We start from the raw sequence: 16,366 nt of genomic DNA on the forward strand, positions 1-16,366 counted from the left end.
CACTGGTGGCGCCAATTACGTCGCTTTGACCGATCCGAACGAACTCGGCGTATCGGCGGATCCGAATCGTCGAACGCGCCGAATTCCTGTCGGAACTGAACGGGAAAACACTCGTACCTCGAAAAGGCTGCGTCAAACAACAGAACCGTCAATCAGTCGTCCGCCGTCTTCTCCGCCCGCTCACCCAGAATCTCTTCGCGGTGTTCGTCCAACAGCGGCGCGCGACCGCGAGGCTTGGGCTCGGTCTCGCTCATCTTGATCGGGTTGCCCGCGATCTCGACATCGCGGTCGGCGCCGGGCTGTTCGACGGGCACGAGCATGTCCCGCGCGTGGACGTGCGGGTCGTCGAAGATCTCCTCGGTGGTCTGGGCCTTGGCGGCCGGGACCCGACCCTCGAGTTTGCTGACCAGTTCCTCGTTGGTCTGTGCGAGGGTCCAGTCGGCGATCTCGTCGCGCAGCGACGCGCGGTGCTCGAGGCGCTCCGCGGTGGTCGGATACTTCTCGGCCAGATCTTCGCGGCCCATCACGTCGCAGAGCTCGGCCCAGTGGTTGTCGTTGAACGCGGCGATGACGGCGTAGCCGTCGGCGGTCTCGAAGGCGTTGTAGGGGAAGAGCGTGGGGTGGGAGTTGCCCCGTCGAGTCGGCGCCTCGCCGGTGTAGGACTGCTGGTAGATCGCGCGCTCGGTGAAGCTGAGCATCGAGTCGTACATGGCGGTGTCGACGTACTGGCCCTCGCCGGTCTGTTCGCGGTGGTTGACGGCGGCCAGAATGCCGATGCAGTTCAGCGTCGCCGTGAAGAGATCGCCGACGCCGGGGCCGGTCTTCGTCGGCGGGCCGTCGGGCTGGCCGGTGGTCTCCATGACCCCGCCCAGCGCCTGCGCGATGAGGTCGAAGGAGGGTTGGCCCTGCCGCTCCGTTTCGCCCGTTCGCGGGTCGCCGAAGCCGCGGATCGAGGAGTAGATGAGGTCGTCGTTGTACTCCTTCAGCGTCTCGTAGCCCAGATCGTACTTCTCCATCGTCCCCGAGCGGTAGTTCTCGACGACGACGTCGGCCTCCTCGACCAGCGAGAGGAAGTCCGCGCGGTCGTCCTCGTCGCCTAAGTTCAGCTCGATGCTCTTCTTGCCGCGGTTGACGCTCTGGAAGTAGCCGCCGTAGGCCTCCGTCTCGGGGTCGTCGACGAACGGCGGGTTCGAGCGGATCATATCGCCGCCCGGCCGCTCGATTTTGACGACGTCCGCGCCCATGTCCGCGAGCAACATCGTGCAGTACGGCCCGGCCAGCACCTGGGTCAGATCGAGCACGCGCAGATTCGAAAGCGCTCCCATGTACCCGACCCTTTTTCAGGCCGGCACCTAAACCTTATCATCGATAATGTACATTGTGACATCGTCCCATTGGGACGCTATTAGGACGGTTAAGGTGTATTATCATGGAAGATCATTAACTTTATAGCCCAGTTCCTCATGGTTCTGCATACGATGTCCCAAACGGTCGTCCTCGGCGTGATCGGCTCCGACGCTCACGTCGTTGGAATCACCATCCTCGAACAGGCCTTCAGCGCAGCGGGCTTCGACGTGATCAACCTCGGCGTCCAGACCTCCCAGGAGGAGTTCGCCGAGGCCGCCGTAGCACACGACGCTGAGGCCGTACTGGTCTCCTCGCTCTACGGCCACGCCGAGCAGGACTGCCAGGGGTTCCACGAGGTCCTCGAGGACGCCGGGGTCGACGCCGTCACCTACATCGGCGGCAACCTCGCCGTTGGCCAGGACGAGTTCGAGCGGACCCGGCGCACCTTCCGGCGGCTCGGCTTCGATCGCGTGTTCGACTCCGAGACGGACCCCGAAGACGCGATCGCGGCGCTTCGGGAGGACCTGCAGATCAGACCGACCGAGTCCGAACGGGCCACTATCAGTTCGTAGATGATACGAGACGAACGCATTCCCGCCGACGAGCTACGGCGTATCGACGAGGAAATCCGATCGAACTGGTCGACGGGCGACGACGTCGACTTCGAGGACGCAATCGCCTACCACGAGTCGCTGCCCGATCACAAGCGATTCGCGGACGTCCTCGAGTCGGCCGACAAACCCCTTCTCCAGCCGCGGGCCGGCGTCCCCCGGCTCGACGACCAGATCGAACTCCTCGAGTACCTCCACCAAGAGGGGCAGGCGGACCTCCTGCCGACGACCATCGACTCGTACACGCGCGACAACGAGTACGAGAAGGCCCAGCAGGGCTTAGCGAAGGCCCGCGAGACGGGCGACGACACGCTGAACGGGTTTCCGGCGGTCAACCACGGCGTCGACGGCTGCCGGGAGCTGATCGACTCGATCGACGCGCCGATCGAGGTCCGCCACGGGACGCCCGACGCCCGGCTGCTGGCCGCGATCACCTTCGCCGGCGGCTTCCAGAGCTTCGAGGGCGGTCCAATTTCGTACAACATTCCGTACACGAAACGCCACGGACTCGAGGAGACCATCGAGAAGTGGCAGTTCGTCGACCGGCTGGCGGGCGCCTACACCGAACGAGGCGTGCGGATCAACCGCGAGCCGTTCGGCCCGCTGACGGGGACGCTGGTCCCGCCGTCGATCGCCATCGCGATCATGATCGTCGAGGGCCAGCTCGCCGCTACGCAGGGCGTGCGCTCGATCACGCTCGGTTACGGGCAGGTCGGCAACGTCGTCCAGGACGTCGCCGCCCTGAACGCGCTGAAGAAGCTTGGCAACGAGTACCTCCCCGACGAGGTCGTCGTCACGACGGTCTTCCACGAGTGGATGGGCGGGTTCCCGCCGGACGAGGCCCGCGCCAACGGCGTGATCGGTCTCGGCGGGATGACCGCCGCCATCGCCCAGCCGGACAAGGTCATCACCAAGTCTCCTCAGGAGTTCCAGGGCGTCCCGACCAAGGAGGCCAACTCCGCCGGCCTGCGCACCACGCGGCAGGTCATCGACATGGCGATCGAGCAGCAGATCGACATCGACGGCATCGAGGAGGAACAGGACTTGATCGAGCGCGAGACGCGGTGTCTGATGGATACCATCTTCGAGCACGGCGACGGCGACGTCGTCCAGGGCACGATCGAGGCCTTCGACTCCGGCGCGCTGGACGTCCCCTTCGCCCCCAGCGACAGCGCGAAGGGCGCCGTCCTCCCCGCGCGGGACGACGACGGTCGCGTCCGCATCTTCGAGTGGGCCGACCTCGAGATGGACGACGACATCAAGGAGATTCACAAGGCGCGGCTCTCGCGCCGGGCCGACACCGAGGGCCGCAAACAGTCGTTCCGCATGGTCGCGGACGACGTCGACGCGATCAGCGACGGCAAGCTCATCGGCCGACCGCAGTCAACGGGTGACGTCTAACATGGAAATCACAGGCATTCACGCGACGCCCGGCTATTCCGGGTTCTTCTTCGACGACCAGCGCGCGATCAAACAGGGCGCACAGCAGGACGGGTTCACCTACGACGGCGAGCCCGTGACCGACGGCTTCGACGAGATTCGCCAGGCCGGCGAGACGATCATTGTCGACGTCGAACTCGCCGACGGCACCGTGGTGCGGGGCGACTGCGCCGCGGTCCAGTACTCCGGCGCCGGCGGGCGCGACCCGCTCTTTCGGGCCGAGGAGTACGCTCCCGTCGTCTCCGGCCCCGTCGCCGACGAACTCGAGGGCCGCGACGCGACCGACTTCCTCGAGAACGCGGAGACGCTCGAGGAGCTGCAGATAGACGGCGACCGGCTCCACACGGCGATCCGCTACGGCGTCTCGCAGGCCCTGCTGTCCGCGGCCGCCGAAGCGCAACACACCACGCGCACGGACGTGCTGGCCGACGCCCTGAGCACCGAGCCCGCCACGGAGCCGGTGCCGGTCTTCGGCCAGTCCGGCGACGACCGCTACAACAACACGGAAAAGATGTTCGTGAAGGGCGTCCCCGTGCTCCCGCACGCGCTGATCAACAGCGTCGAGAAGATCGGCGAGAACGGCGAGACGCTGCTCGAGTACGTGGAGTGGCTCGTCGAGCGCTCGCAGGAACTCGGACCCGACGGCTACGAGCCCCGATTCCATATCGACGTCTACGGCATGATCGGGGAGGTCTTCGGCGCGCCCTACGATCGCGACGAAGTGGTCGACTACTTCGCCGACCTCGAGGACGCCGCCGCGCCGTACCCGATCCAGATCGAGGGGCCGATGGACGTCGGCAACCGCGAAGACCAGATCGCGGCGATGGTCGAACTCCGAGAAGGGCTGAAAGACGCCGGCGTCGATGTCGATATCGTCGCCGACGAGTGGTGTAACACCTTCGAGGACGTGCGGGCGTTCGTCGACGCCGAGGCCGCGGACCTCGTGCAGGTCAAGACCCCCGATCTCGGCGGCATCCACCGCAGCGGGCAGGCGGTCCGCTACTGCGAGGGGACCGAGACCCGCGCCTATCTGGGCGGGACCTGCAACGAGACGGAGACCTCCGCGCGCGCCTGCGCCCACGTCGCGCTCGCGACGAACGCCGCGCAGGTGCTCGCCAAGCCCGGGATGGGCTTCGACGAGGGCTACATGATCGTCGAGAACGAGATGCGGCGGACGATCGCCCGCCGCGAGCGGGAACAACGGCAAACCGGCACTGACGAGGTGGCCGCAGATGACTGACTGGACCGATCCAGACACGTTCGCACGGGCGCTCGAGCGAGTCGACACGAAGGAGAAGGGCAACTGCTTCGAGGACTTCGAGGAGGGGGACGTGATCGAACACGACCCCGGTCTCACCCTCACACGCTTCGGCAACGAGCAGTGGATGAGCCAAACGCTGAACCACGACCCGGCCTATTGGCGGACCGACGCCGCCGAGGCGCGGGGCTTCGAGGAGCCGCCGATCCACCCGGACTACCTCACCGCCGCGACGCTGGGGATCACCGTCGAGGATCTCAGCGAGAAGGGCGGCTACTTCCTCGGGCGCACCGACGTCCGGTTCCCCGGGACGCCCGTCTACGCGGGCGCCGAACTCCACGTCGAGAGCGAGGTCGTCGACTGCGCGACCTCGAGTTCCCGACCGGAGTACGGGATCGTCTCCTGGCGCACCCGCGGCACGGACGCCGAGACCGGCGAGGTGCTCTGCTCCTACGAACGGACGAACATGATCCCGCGTCGCGAGCCCGTGGCGACGGACGGGAGCGGGGCTGCAACAACGGAAGCGGACGGCAACGACGAGCCCGACCTCCCCGAGGCGTTCGTCACGCCCGAGGGCGGCTACTTCGAGGACTTCGTCGCGGCCCTCGAGGAAGCCGACGACGAGAACGCGGCCGTCGCCTACCGCCACGAGCGCGGCCGGACGCAGGACGACGTCACCGTCGCCTCGCTGCCGCTGGCGACGCTCAACACGGCCAAACAACACCATAACGTCGACGTGATGAGCGACTCGCCGTCGGGCGACATCGTCACCTACGGCGACGTCACCCGCTCGACCGCGCTGGGCCACGCCCGCTCGGACGAGGAGACCTGGCGCGAGGTCGGCTTCGACGACGAATCCTTCCACACGTTCGTCGCAGTCGGTGACACCGTCTACGCGTTCACGCGTGTGCTCGAGGCCGAAAACGACGCCTCGAGCGACGAGGCGGGCACCGTTCGGTTCGAACACATCGCGTTCAACCAGGACGACGAACCCGTCTACTCCGGCACGCGAACCGCGGAGATCCGGAAGCGCTCCGGCTGATCAGACCGACCAGGGGAATCGACCGCGAACGATCGATACCGACTGCCAACGACCGATACCGACCGCCGTCGACCGCAACCAACCGATACCGACCGCAGATCCACCCCGATCCAGACACATGACCGACGACATCCGACTCTGTCGAACCTTCCAGACCGCACCGGCCGCCGTTCCGAAAGACGACTCGGCGAAGTACCTCGTCTCCGCGCTCACCGCGGAGGGCTTTCAGGCGCCCGACTGGCTCGTCCCCGACATGGAGGACGGCACGGCGCCGAATATGAAAGCGGAGGGCCTCGAGAACACCATCGAGAAGGTCCCCGAACACGACTTCCCCGGCGAGATCTGGCCCCGCGTCGAGTGGAGCTACGAGGACGAGGAGTACCGCCGGAAGGGCCGCGACCAGATCGGCCGCCTCGTGGGCGAGATCGGCGACGAGATCGACGGCGTCGTCGTCCCCAAGGTCGGTCGCCTCGAGGACGTCCGGCGCGCCGCCGAGGCCGTCGCGGAGGCCGAGGCCGAACACGGCTACGACGACGGCTCGATCGGCCTCTCGATCATCGTCGAGACCGGCCGCGCTCGGTCGGACTTACGCGAGATCACGATGTTCGGCGAGGGCTCCCGGCTGACCGGCCTCGTCTTCGGCCCCGTCGACTACACCGCCGAACTCGGCGGCCGCGACCTCGGCGACGGCCGGCCGCGCTGGGACGGCCTGCTCGAGGCGATGTCCAACGAGGCCAGCGCCGCCGGCCTCGTCTCCATCGGCGGCCCCTTCGACGACCTGTTCAAGGAACGGGCCGGTCTGACCTACTACAACGCCGACGAGTACGCCGATCAGGTCGAACACGAGGCCCGCCTCGGCCTCGACGGCTCCTGGTCGCTGTATCCGAAGCAGACGATTCAAGCCAACACGATCCACATGCCGACGCCTGACGAACTCGAGCGCGACGTGAGCAAGATCGAGCGGTTCAACGAGGCCAAACGCGAGGGCACCGGCGCGGTCACGCTCGACGGCCAGATGGTCGACGAGGCGACGTTCAAGAACTTCAAGAACACCGTCGAACAGGTCCGCGCGATCGACGAGATGCGCCCGGGACAGACCGAGGAGTACTACGACGCCGACCTGCTCGAGCGCGCTCGCGACCTCGAGCTTTCGTATCAGTAAGCGTCGACCGAGGTCAGCGAGTTCGATTTTCGCGGCGGCACGTCCTCGTCGAGCGCGTCGGCGACGCCCCTAGTCGGTCGACTCCTCGGCGCGCGGATTCTCGCGAACGATGAGCGACGCGATTCGGGCCCCCTCGACGTCGCTCACCTCGAGGGCGTAGCCGTCGACCTCGACGTGGTCGCCGACCTCGGGGGCCCGGCCCAGCCGGTCCAGCACGAGCCCGCCGATCGTGCCGAACTCGTCGGACTCGAAGTCGGCGTCGAGTCGCTCGTTGACGTCCGAAACGGTAACGCCGCCGTCGACGACGTAGGCGCCGTCGTCGCGCCGGTCGATCGAGGGCTCGTCCGCGTCGAACCCGTCGCGGAGATCGCCGACGACCACCTCGATGACGTCCTCGACGGTGACGATCCCCTCGAAGACGCCCCACTCGTCGATCACCGCGGCCATCTGGGCTCGGTCGCCCTGGAACTGCTCTAAGAGTTCGGTGACGCGCGTCGTCTCCGGAACGACCGGCATCTCGCGGGTGACCTCGCCGACCGTCACGCTCTCGAGGTCGCCCTCGGACTCGCCAGCTCGCAGCACGTCCTTGGCGTCGACGAAGCCGACCACCTGATCGTCCCCGTCGGAGTCGAGCACCGGATAGCGAGTGTGTCCCTCCTCGAGAATCAGCGAGCGAAGGTCCGAGAGCGAGCGGTCGCTGGCGATGGTCACGGCGTCGGGACGGGGTACCATCACCTGCTGAACGGTCGTGTCGTCGAGTTCGAACACCTGTTCGATCATCTCGACCTCCTCCGCGTCGATCTGGCCCTCGCTCCCGGACCGGCTCAGGACGGTCCGGATCTCCTCCTCGGAGAGCGTCTCGTCGGTCTCCGAGGCCGGCGGAATCCCGATCAGTCGCGTGAAGGCGTTGGCCGTCCCGTTGAAGACGACGATCCCGGGGACGAAAATGTAATAGAAGAACTTCATCAGCGGCGAGACCAGCAGGGCGACGCGCTCGGCCTGGGCGATCGAGATCGTCTTCGGCGCGAGTTCGCCGAAGACGACGTGCAAGAACGTGATGAAGCTGAATCCGATGGCGAAGGAGACGAGATGGAGCAGGCTCTCGGGCAGGACCGGTGCGAGTACCGGCTCGAGCAAGGCCGCGACGGCCGGTTCGCCCAGCCACCCCAGCCCCAGCGAGGCGATGGTGATCCCCAACTGAGTAGTCGCGAGGTAGTCGTCTAAGTTGTCGACGGCCTCCTGCAGGAGCGTCGCCCCGGTCTTCCCCTCCGCGACCGCCCGTTCGACGGCCGAGGAGCGAACGCGGACGTAGGCGAACTCCGCGGCGACGAAGAAGCCGTTCAGCGCGACCAGTACGAACGCCCCGAACAGCCGCGCGAAGTCGGCGACGAGGTCTACCATCGTCGTTCCCTCCCGGCTCGAGGCGGTTCTCGAGACGATTCGCATCCGGAGATCTGTACCGCGACCGGAACCGGCGCCGAACTCGAGGAGACGGCTGTCCGCGTCTCGCTCTCGTCGGCGGACGATCGCCCGTCGACCGCGTTCGCAGTGACGGCGTCGCTCATACTCTGGAGTCGTCACGCCGGCCCCATAGTTGCGTGGGTGACAGACGCAACGAGGAGATGCCGTCGGCCGACGGGAGACCCGAGGCCGCCGGTCACTCGGCGAGGACCGCGCTCGCGAGGTCGGGAAAGATCCGGTCGGCGAAGTGGACCGCCGCCACCACGACGATCGGACCGAGGAAGAGCCCGTACCAGCCGAACGCGAGCGTTCCGAGGAAGTACCCGAGGAGGACCAGCCCCATGTGGACGCCGCTGCGTGCCGAGAGCAGCGACCGCGCGAAGAAGTCGGGGATCGTATCGACGACGGTAAACGAGAGCGCGAAGAACGCGATCGGCTGCCAGAGCGGCGCCGGCGTCGAGAACGCGAGGCCGAAGAGGTACAACCCGTACGGGACGTAGACGAGCTTCATGCCGACCGCGGGGATCAGCGTCCCGACGCCGATCAGGACGGCGAGCAACGCCGGCGTTCCGACGACCGGTCCGCTCGACGCGACCAGGTTCAGTCCGAGGTAGGCGACGGCGGCGACGACGGCCGCCACGCCGACGATCGCGAGGTTGCCGACGAAGACCGTCTCGAGGTCGTCGTCGACCGCCTCGAGGAACGAGACGATCTCCTCGTCGCCGTCGACGCTCCGGGTGAACCACCGTCGGAGCGTCCCGTCGTCGCGCAGCAGGTAAAAGAGGAACGTGAGCATGAGGAAAAACCGCGCGAGTATCGCGAAGACGAGACCCGCGATCGTCGACAGTCGCTCGAGGACGCTCGGAATCCCTCGTCGGAGGATCGAGGCGATCGACCGTCCCCCGTCGGCGGCGAGCAGCCGCCGTAATCGGTCGACGTTTCGCTCGCGAACGATCGAGAGGTACGGCTGGAGGAGCGATCGATAGGACTCGAGGCCGCTCGCGGCGAGGAACTGATCGAGCTCTCGGAGGGCCAGGACCCCGGCGTAGCCGGCGACGGCGACCAGCGGGAGGACGACGGCCGCGATCGTGACGGTCGCCGTCACGTTCGGATGCTCGAGGCGTCGATCGAGCACGCGGTAGAACGGCCGGGTGGCGTAGTAGAGAAAGATCGCGAAGAGGAGCGTTCCGACGTAGGCGTAGAGGGCGAAGCCGATCGCGAGGGCGATGACCAGACCGAGGGCGACCCAGACGGCGCGACGGCCGTCCCAGCCGCGGAGCGCGGACATAGTACGGGTCCGACGGCGCCGTGCAAAAACGTCCGGCGCGCGACTGCACGGGCTCGGCGCTCGAGCGTCGTCGCGAGCGGGTGTCGGCGCGGCGTCGCCGGGTCCCTCGCGCTACGCGGCGAGCAAGAGGAGCGTGTACGCAGCGGCCCCGACGGCGAAGGCCCAGAACCGGCTGCGGCGCTTCGAGGGGAGCTCCTCCTTGATGACGTTGAGGACGATCCCGCCGCCGAGGAAGGCCAACAGGAGCGCGAGGGTGAACTCGCTGACGGGCGTTACATAGCCGACGGTGACGCCGAGAAGCACCGCCGCCGCGAGGAGCCACCGTCCGTACCGGTGGTAGATCTGACCGTGGTGCTCGCGGAGTCCGAAGTCGTTCACGACGAAGTGCAGCGCCATCGCGACGAAGAAGAACGCCAGGCTCGCGACGCCCGGCTCCTCGCGGTGGACGAGGAGGTATCCCACGAGGACGTTGTAGGCGGCGAACGAGCCCGCGTGCACCCAGAAGACGCCGTCCGGCGCCCGTTCGGGTTCGGGGTCGCCGCCGTCGGTGCCCGTCCCAGCCGCGTCTCCGCCGTCGGCCTCCGCTCCGATCACGGCGAATCGCTCGAGGCCGTAGAAGGCGACGAACCCCGCGAGCGTCACGAGATAGATGTGACGGTCGATGGTGGCGAGGACGGTCCCGCTCTCGTCGATCGCCGCCGCGGCGGCCCCGACCTCGGGCAGGAGGTGGACGAAGACGTACGCGACCGAGACGCCCCCCGCCATCGACAGCCACCGACTGCGCGGAATCGCCTCGAGGAATCGGAGCCGACCGGCGAAGACGTGAACCAGCGCGAGGCCGACCGCGAACACCGCGGCGAGGGCGTCGACGAGGCCGAACGCGGTACTCGAGATCGAGCGAGCGACGATCGGCGGTCCGCCGACGCCGATCACCGACGGTGGGACCGCGGTCGCGAACCACAGTTCCATACGGACCGTTCGGTCGGGACCGCCTTCGGTTCGCTGCAAGCGAATCGCTCGAGCGGCGAAGCGAGCGTTTTTCGCCGCTCGAACGGTCACGCGTGCCGACAGACACTCCGACCGGCGCCCATCTTCCTTCCATCAGGTTCCAGCGGGTTCGGAACGCTAGCCGGCCGCGCTCGGAGACCAGTCGGAGTCAGCGGTCGACGCTCAGTCGTCGCTCCCCGACGGCCACTCGCGACCGCTCGCCTCGATGACGGCGCGCAGCTGCCGGCGGCGCTCGTCGAGGTCAGCGAGCGCGTCGGCGAACTCCGCGTCGGAGACCGTGGGAACGCCCGCCTCGCGGAGGTGATCGAGATCCGGTGCCGGGGGCACCTGGTCGGCCGGCTCGATCGTGTCGGTGTATGCGTTGAGGTAGCTCTCGGCGTTCGAGCGCGCACTCGCGATGAGCGCGTCGTTCGGTCGGTGTTCCTCGGGGACCCCGAACCGCAGGAGCGTCAGCGCCTCGTCGAAGACGACGACCGCTCTGGCCGAGGAGTCGAGCAGTTCGTCGCTGTGGTAGTAGTGGAGGATCGGATGGATCTTGTGTTGGGCCCCGAGGTCACTGAGCTCGGCCGAGAGTGTATCGAGGAGGTGGTCGAACTGGTCGAAGTCCTCGCCGTTCCAGCCGGTCGTGACGAACGTCTCGCCCCGTTTACCGATCCCCAGGACGCTGTTCGCGTACGATCGACGGCCGGTGACGCCGTCGAGCACTGAGATCACGTACGACACGCCCAGCGTGACGAACAACATCCCGCTGGCCGTCGTCAGAGCGGCGGCGACTTGCCACAGGCTGGTGCCGGGGTAGAAGTCCCCGTTCCCCATCGTGAACATGGTCTGCGCGACGAAGTAGAACCGCCCGATCCACGTGACGGGCCCTGTCGGGCGGGAGTGAACGAGAGCGTCCTCGCTGCCGGCGAAGACGAGCGTCCAGCCGAGCCAGATGAGTCCGACCCACACGAAGAGGTTCAACGCGAGGATGAGCGGCCCGCCGATCGAAAGTCCCTGGTCGCGCTCGTCGCCGAGAGTGCGGAGCCGGTGCCACGCGCTGACCATCAACCGCGACGAGAGCGGTCCCGCACCCTTGTCGTCCCAGAGTATCGTCCAGAACAGGTCGACGATCGCGACGGAGAGACAGCCGATTCCGACCACGAGAGACAGGAGCCGTACCGGCCCGGTCGATGAGAGGCTCTCGACGGCACCGGGAGTGACGCTGAGAAAGCCGAAACTGACCATCTCGATGCACGTACGAGAGTGTCTCGGAAAACGCTGAGGTATGGAAACCGAAACGCGGCCCGAAGGCGTCTGGAACGCGGATCGGCGGCTTCCATCGTCACGACGTCCAGACGGACTCGGTATTTGAGAGATCTCCGAAAGCGCAGGCACATCCTATTTCACTTGTCAAGTAGGACGATTGTCAGCCCATGTCCGTCGCTCCCGATCCCCCCGAAATCTTCGACCGGGCGGCCGAAGAGGGGGAACGGCGCCTCGATCAGTCGTGGCTCGAGCTGATTTCGACCGGGTTCATCGCCGGATTCACGATCGTCTTCGGCCTCGCGGCGCTCGGCATCGTCCACGCGGTCCTCGAACCGCGCATCGGTGACGCCGCCAAACTCCCGGGATCGCTCGCGTTCGGACTCGGCCTCGTGATGCTGGTCGTCGGCCGATCGGAACTGTTCAACGAGAACTTCTTCGACCCCGTCGCGACGGCGATCGAGCGGGACGACTCGTGGCTGATCGGACCGCTGCTCCGCCTGTGGTCCGTCACGTTCGCTTTAAACCTCGTCGGCGGTGCCCTCATGGTGCTCGTGCTGTCGGTTCCCGGCGCGCTTCCCTCGGGAACGGGCGAGGCGCTGGTGACGGTCGCCACGGAGATCGTTCACCGGGAGCCGATGGGAGTGTTCGCGGACTCCATCGCGGGGGGTGCGCTCGTGGCGTTGCTCTCCCACCTGCTCGAGGCCGTCGACGGCGTCGGCGGTCGGATCGCTATGGCGTACGTCGTCGGCGTCCTGTTGGCGCTCGGCCCCTTCGATCACGTCATCGTCACCGTTCTCCACGTCTTCTTCGGGATGGCGTTCGGTGCCGACATCGGCGTCGGTGCGCTGGGGACGACGACCGCCGTCGTGACGGCCGGAAACGTCGTCGGCGGACTCGGCCTGGTCACGTTCAGTCACATCGCGCAAGTCGAGGGGTCTCCCTCATCCGACGGCTGACCGCTCGGCTCCGAACGCCCGTTTCGGCGTCCCTCTCCGAAGCGGTTAGAAACTTGCCGTAGAGGGGCGCTCGCCGCGCTGGCCGCCATCGTCGGTCGCCGCCTCGAGTCGAGCGACGCCGACTGAAGCGGATGCCGGCCGAGGGTACTTGGCAACGCACCGCTTCGATCCGGTGATGACCGGTGGATCAGCAGGCCCCACGGCGGCGCCGGCCGCGAACTCGCGACTCGTCCTCAATCCCACGAGCGGCGAGGCCGACCATACCGAGCGAGTTCGACGACTCGCCGCCGAGCACGGCTTTTCGGTCGTCGAGACCGAGCGGGGTGGCCACGCATCCGAACTCGCGGCTGCAGCGGCGGCCGACGACGTCGATATCCTCGCGGCCTGCGGCGGCGATGGAACGATTCACGAGGTCATCCAGGGGCTCGTCGCGGCCAACGCGCTCGAGGACGTGACCCTCGCGGTGATTCCGGCGGGAACGGCCAACATCTACGCGTCGGGGCTCGGAATCGAAAGCGTCGACGACGGCTTCGCGGCCGCGCGACGAGGGGCCACGAGAGGACTGGATCTCGGCGTCGCTGACGGGGAGCCGTTCGTGCTCTCGGCCATCGCGGGGTTGCCGGCGTCAGCGAGCACGAGCGCCTCCGACGGGCTCAAAGAGCGGATCGGCACGCTCGCGTTCGTGATCGAGGGCGTCCGGACCGCGCGGCAGTTCGACGGCCTCGAGGTCGCGGTCGACGTCGTCGCCGACGGCGAGGAGCGCGTCTGGGAGGCGCTCTGTCTGCTCGTCGGCGCCCTTCGAGGGTTCACCGGCCCGAACGAGCCGTCGAACGCCGAAACCGGACGGCTCGAGGTGACGGTCGTCGACCGGCTGCCGCCGACGGGCGCGATCGCCGAAGCCGTCGAACGGCGGTTCTTCGATCGAGAGACGCCCCACGCCACGACGATCGAGGCGTCCGAACTCGAGATCGTTTCCCTCGAAGACGAGCCGGTGCGGTTCAGCCTCGACGGGGAGCCCCGGGAGTACGACCGCGTCGAGATCGGCGTTCGACCGGGGGCGCTCCGCGTGTGCGTGGGCGAGGCGTACGCCTCGAGATAGCGATCGATCCGGGCTTCACGTCCCCCACTGGCTCCACGCGAACGCCGCGACCAGTAGCGCCCCGAGCGCGACGAACAGGATCGCGTTGCCGAACGGACCGGGCACCTCGAGGAGTCCCGACATCTGCATGAGTCCGAATCCGAGCAGGATCACGCCCAGAATAGAGAAGACTCCGATCGCCACCATCTCCTTGGCCATCCAGTAGGTCTCCTGGGCCTCCTGCTGCTGGCTTAGCGTCGGCTCGTCGATCGCGTCCTCGTCGGGCTCGTTCCCGAGGAGTCTGGCGTCCTCGTCGATTTTCTCCTGGTCGGTTCCGGGAGTGTCCGGCCCGGAATCGTCGGCGTCTCCCATGAGGGACGTTCGCAGCAGCCGCGGGTTTGTGTTCCACCTGCCAATACAGGCGCCGCTGCCGGTTCGTCGCTCGCGACGGTGCTCGCGGCAAAATACGGCGGGATGGGATCGAACCACGGTCGTTCCGTTCACTTCGTTCGCGTCACTCCCTGATTCGAATCCCACCGTGTCGCCTTCTCGCTCGTCGTATAGTGCTCGCGAGAAACGGTGGGGATGGGATTTGAACCCATGAGGCTATACAGCCACCTGCTCTCAAGGCAGGCGCGTTGGGCCGCTTCGCTACCCCACCTCACCGCTACCTTCTCCGTACGTTCAAAAAGTACTGTCGGTTACGATCGCTCGAGCGAGCCGTCGTCCCCGACCGCGAGTCCCAGTTCGTCGACGACGGCGGCCGTCGCCTCGCTGCCCGGCTGGTCCGCGAGGCGCCGCGCCTCGAGCAGCGCGAGCGTCGAGCGCAGTCCCGCGGGCGTGTCGACGGTCGGGAGCATCGGAGCGAACCCGACCCCGAAATCCGCGTCGGTCGCTCGAGCCGCCAGCGTGGTCACCTCCGGCGTCGCGTATGCGCCGGCGAAGTCGATCGCCTCCCGGAAGCCGGCGAGGTAGGTCCGCCCCTCGGCGGACGGTCCGAGGACGACCTCGTGGCGCCGGACCGACATCGCCGCGCCGTCGATCTCGGTGCGCCGAACCAGCGGCACCGTGGGTTCGAGAACGCCGACGCTGTCGGCGCCTTCGCGCTCGAGAAGGTGTGTGACGGTGTTGCCGATCCGCGCGGCGCGACTCGAGCCGACCTGGCGTTCGAATCGGACGCCCGCGTCGCGGTCGCCGTCGCCGGCGATGGCGTCCTCCCCGAGCGCGTCGATGACGAGCGCGCGGACCTCGGCTTCGGGGTCGGCATCGCTGTCGGTGAACTCGTCGGGCAGCGTCTCCGCGTCGCGGTAGTTGACCAGCAGGTCGCCACCGCTCTGGGCGACGGCCCAGCAGACGTCGGCGACGGCGGCCTCGTAGAGCGCGACGGCGTCGGCGGCCGACAGCGGCGTTTCGTCGACGAGCGACGACAGGACGAGCCCCTCTCGCGGCGGATCGACCGGAACGACGACGATCATACACGCTTCTCCGCGGACGCGACCCTTGAACGCGGCGCTTTCGCCAGCGCGACCCCGCCGCTCGCGCCGCCGGCGGACGAATTATGGTGGTGGACCGACAGCACTCGGCTATGGAAGCGCAAACGCTCCCGCGGTCGATTCCCGGATCGGTCGGTCTGCTCGGCGTCCTAACGGTCGTCCTGCTGGCGGCGCTCGGCGTCTGGAGCTTCGCCGACAACAACCTGCTCGGCTCCGGCGACTACCTCGCGCCGCTTCTCGGCGCGCTCGCGGTCGTCGTCGTCGCGGTCGGCACGCTGGCCGCTCTCGGCGCGCGCTCCCGCGAGTGGCTCGCCAACCCGTACTGGTAACGAGCCGCTCGTCTATCGGTCGCGCTGTCCCTTCGTCTGGCGGTAATCCGACGCCATCAGGTCGACGAACTCCTCGAGCCACGCCTGCGTCTGCGCGTCGGACTGCTCGCGGGGATCGACCATCGGCACGAGTTCGAACCCGCGGCCGCGGATCCGTACGGCGTGGTCGTCCGGCAGCGCGAGGTCGTCGGCCGACGTCGTCGTGTACTCCACGCCGAGCTCCCGAAGCGGTCGCTCGCCGACGGGGACGAGGATCTCGGGGTTGATCATCCGAATCTCGGCGTTGAGGTAGGGATCGCAGTTGCCGATCTCCTCGTCGGTCGGCCGTCGGTCGGGGTCGCGACAGCGCGTGAGGTTCGTCAGGTAGACGTTCTCGAGGACCGGCTCGTCGGCCGGCGACGTCGAATCGCAGAGCCCGAGTCGCTCGAGCATTCGCCGGAGGGTCGTCGCCGACTCGGTTTCCTCGGCGGCCGCCCCGTCGGCCGCCTCCGCGGCGAACGGGACGCCGATCGCGTCCGCGCTCGCGGTCGGTCGCTCGCCGACGAACAGGAAGTCCGCGTCGACGTCGCCGTAGCCGTGGACGACCTGCGTGCGCGTCTCACAGAGCGCCGGACAGTTCCGACACTCCTCGTCCATGCCGAACGG

Annotated in this window: 16 protein-coding genes and 1 tRNA gene; 8 read left to right on the forward strand and 9 right to left on the reverse strand. The window is 67.6% G+C overall.

The window, feature by feature from the left end:
- Positions 1-152: 152 nt before the first annotated feature.
- Positions 153-1,325, reverse strand: a complete 1,173-nt coding sequence (gene mct / locus HTZ84_RS08305; RefSeq protein ID WP_174680245.1) for a succinyl-CoA:mesaconate CoA-transferase — start codon at positions 1,323-1,325, stop codon at positions 153-155.
- 138 nt (positions 1,326-1,463) lie between these two features.
- Between mct and glmS the strand changes: the two genes are divergently transcribed.
- The 5 genes from glmS to citE all read left to right on the forward strand — a co-directional run bounded on the left by glmS (position 1,464) and on the right by citE (position 6,860).
- Positions 1,464-1,919, forward strand: coding sequence for a methylaspartate mutase subunit S (glmS, locus tag HTZ84_RS08310; RefSeq protein ID WP_126663510.1), 456 nt, complete (start codon positions 1,464-1,466; stop codon positions 1,917-1,919).
- Positions 1,920-3,359, forward strand: coding sequence for a methylaspartate mutase subunit E (locus HTZ84_RS08315; protein ID WP_174680246.1), 1,440 nt, complete (start codon positions 1,920-1,922; stop codon positions 3,357-3,359). It abuts the gene before it with no gap.
- A 1-nt stretch (position 3,360) separates the two neighbouring features.
- Positions 3,361-4,638, forward strand: coding sequence for a methylaspartate ammonia-lyase (locus tag HTZ84_RS08320; protein WP_174680247.1), 1,278 nt, complete (start codon positions 3,361-3,363; stop codon positions 4,636-4,638).
- Entirely contained in the window at positions 4,631-5,698 is a 1,068-nt protein-coding gene (gene mch / locus HTZ84_RS08325; protein ID WP_174680248.1) for a 2-methylfumaryl-CoA hydratase, read from the forward strand. The genes HTZ84_RS08320 and mch overlap by 8 nt, the downstream gene beginning before the upstream one ends.
- Positions 5,699-5,816: 118 nt before the next feature.
- Positions 5,817-6,860 carry an L-malyl-CoA/beta-methylmalyl-CoA lyase gene (citE, locus tag HTZ84_RS08330; RefSeq protein ID WP_174680249.1) on the forward strand — a complete coding sequence of 348 codons (1,044 nt, stop codon included), beginning with the start codon at positions 5,817-5,819 and terminating at the stop codon, positions 6,858-6,860.
- A 69-nt stretch (positions 6,861-6,929) separates the two neighbouring features.
- Here citE and HTZ84_RS08335 read toward each other — a convergent pair whose 3' ends face one another.
- The 4 genes from HTZ84_RS08335 to HTZ84_RS08350 all read right to left on the reverse strand — a co-directional run bounded on the left by HTZ84_RS08335 (position 6,930) and on the right by HTZ84_RS08350 (position 11,844).
- The gene (locus HTZ84_RS08335) at positions 6,930-8,261 is read right to left on the reverse strand and encodes a hemolysin family protein (RefSeq protein ID WP_174680250.1); all 1,332 of its coding nucleotides are present in this window, start codon (positions 8,259-8,261) and stop codon (positions 6,930-6,932) included.
- A gap of 256 nt (positions 8,262-8,517) precedes the next feature.
- On the reverse strand, positions 8,518-9,609 hold the full coding sequence (locus HTZ84_RS08340) for an AI-2E family transporter (RefSeq protein ID WP_174680251.1): 1,092 nt from the start codon (positions 9,607-9,609) through the stop codon (positions 8,518-8,520).
- A gap of 111 nt (positions 9,610-9,720) precedes the next feature.
- Complete coding sequence (locus HTZ84_RS08345; RefSeq protein WP_217468205.1) at positions 9,721-10,578, reverse strand: hypothetical protein; 858 nt, start codon at positions 10,576-10,578, stop codon at positions 9,721-9,723.
- A 201-nt stretch (positions 10,579-10,779) separates the two neighbouring features.
- Positions 10,780-11,844, reverse strand: a complete 1,065-nt coding sequence (locus HTZ84_RS08350; RefSeq protein ID WP_174680252.1) for a potassium channel family protein — start codon at positions 11,842-11,844, stop codon at positions 10,780-10,782.
- Between the two features lie 188 nt (positions 11,845-12,032).
- Here HTZ84_RS08350 and HTZ84_RS08355 point away from each other — a divergent pair, with 188 nt between their 5' ends.
- On the forward strand, positions 12,033-12,821 hold the full coding sequence (locus HTZ84_RS08355; protein ID WP_174680253.1) for a formate/nitrite transporter family protein: 789 nt from the start codon (positions 12,033-12,035) through the stop codon (positions 12,819-12,821).
- 175 nt (positions 12,822-12,996) lie between these two features.
- On the forward strand, positions 12,997-13,920 hold the full coding sequence (locus tag HTZ84_RS08360; protein WP_174680254.1) for a diacylglycerol/lipid kinase family protein: 924 nt from the start codon (positions 12,997-12,999) through the stop codon (positions 13,918-13,920).
- Positions 13,921-13,935: 15 nt separating this feature from the next.
- On the opposite strand, the gene HTZ84_RS08365 is transcribed toward HTZ84_RS08360, so the two are convergent.
- The 3 genes from HTZ84_RS08365 to HTZ84_RS08375 all read right to left on the reverse strand — a co-directional run bounded on the left by HTZ84_RS08365 (position 13,936) and on the right by HTZ84_RS08375 (position 15,374).
- A complete protein-coding gene (locus HTZ84_RS08365; protein WP_174680255.1) occupies positions 13,936-14,271 on the reverse strand; it encodes a hypothetical protein in 336 nt (111 codons plus the stop codon).
- A gap of 205 nt (positions 14,272-14,476) precedes the next feature.
- Positions 14,477-14,560, reverse strand: a tRNA-Ser gene (locus HTZ84_RS08370).
- A gap of 40 nt (positions 14,561-14,600) precedes the next feature.
- Positions 14,601-15,374 (reverse strand): hypothetical protein, encoded by a 774-nt coding sequence (locus tag HTZ84_RS08375; RefSeq protein ID WP_174680256.1) that lies wholly within the window; start codon positions 15,372-15,374, stop codon positions 14,601-14,603.
- A 110-nt stretch (positions 15,375-15,484) separates the two neighbouring features.
- Between HTZ84_RS08375 and HTZ84_RS08380 the strand changes: the two genes are divergently transcribed.
- On the forward strand, positions 15,485-15,721 hold the full coding sequence (locus HTZ84_RS08380) for a hypothetical protein (RefSeq protein ID WP_174680257.1): 237 nt from the start codon (positions 15,485-15,487) through the stop codon (positions 15,719-15,721).
- A gap of 12 nt (positions 15,722-15,733) precedes the next feature.
- On the opposite strand, the gene HTZ84_RS08385 is transcribed toward HTZ84_RS08380, so the two are convergent.
- The gene (locus HTZ84_RS08385) at positions 15,734-16,357 is read right to left on the reverse strand and encodes a uracil-DNA glycosylase (protein WP_174682554.1); all 624 of its coding nucleotides are present in this window, start codon (positions 16,355-16,357) and stop codon (positions 15,734-15,736) included.
- Positions 16,358-16,366 lie beyond the last annotated feature (9 nt).

Origin of the sequence: Haloterrigena gelatinilytica (genome assembly GCF_013342145.1) — an archaeon.
GTDB lineage: Archaea > Halobacteriota > Halobacteria > Halobacteriales > Natrialbaceae > Haloterrigena > Haloterrigena gelatinilytica.

Coding starts and splice junctions, on each gene's coding strand:
- mct (WP_174680245.1), bottom strand. CDS start 1,325: ATGGGAGCGCTTTCGAATCTGCGCGTGCTCGATCTGACCCAGGTGCTG.
- glmS (WP_126663510.1), top strand. CDS start 1,464: ATGGTTCTGCATACGATGTCCCAAACGGTCGTCCTCGGCGTGATCGGC.
- HTZ84_RS08315 (WP_174680246.1), top strand. CDS start 1,920: ATGATACGAGACGAACGCATTCCCGCCGACGAGCTACGGCGTATCGAC.
- HTZ84_RS08320 (WP_174680247.1), top strand. CDS start 3,361: ATGGAAATCACAGGCATTCACGCGACGCCCGGCTATTCCGGGTTCTTC.
- mch (WP_174680248.1), top strand. CDS start 4,631: ATGACTGACTGGACCGATCCAGACACGTTCGCACGGGCGCTCGAGCGA.
- citE (WP_174680249.1), top strand. CDS start 5,817: ATGACCGACGACATCCGACTCTGTCGAACCTTCCAGACCGCACCGGCC.
- HTZ84_RS08335 (WP_174680250.1), bottom strand. CDS start 8,261: ATGGTAGACCTCGTCGCCGACTTCGCGCGGCTGTTCGGGGCGTTCGTA.
- HTZ84_RS08340 (WP_174680251.1), bottom strand. CDS start 9,609: ATGTCCGCGCTCCGCGGCTGGGACGGCCGTCGCGCCGTCTGGGTCGCC.
- HTZ84_RS08345 (WP_217468205.1), bottom strand. CDS start 10,578: ATGGAACTGTGGTTCGCGACCGCGGTCCCACCGTCGGTGATCGGCGTC.
- HTZ84_RS08350 (WP_174680252.1), bottom strand. CDS start 11,844: ATGGTCAGTTTCGGCTTTCTCAGCGTCACTCCCGGTGCCGTCGAGAGC.
- HTZ84_RS08355 (WP_174680253.1), top strand. CDS start 12,033: ATGTCCGTCGCTCCCGATCCCCCCGAAATCTTCGACCGGGCGGCCGAA.
- HTZ84_RS08360 (WP_174680254.1), top strand. CDS start 12,997: ATGACCGGTGGATCAGCAGGCCCCACGGCGGCGCCGGCCGCGAACTCG.
- HTZ84_RS08365 (WP_174680255.1), bottom strand. CDS start 14,271: ATGGGAGACGCCGACGATTCCGGGCCGGACACTCCCGGAACCGACCAG.
- HTZ84_RS08375 (WP_174680256.1), bottom strand. CDS start 15,374: ATGATCGTCGTCGTTCCGGTCGATCCGCCGCGAGAGGGGCTCGTCCTG.
- HTZ84_RS08380 (WP_174680257.1), top strand. CDS start 15,485: ATGGAAGCGCAAACGCTCCCGCGGTCGATTCCCGGATCGGTCGGTCTG.
- HTZ84_RS08385 (WP_174682554.1), bottom strand. CDS start 16,357: ATGGACGAGGAGTGTCGGAACTGTCCGGCGCTCTGTGAGACGCGCACG.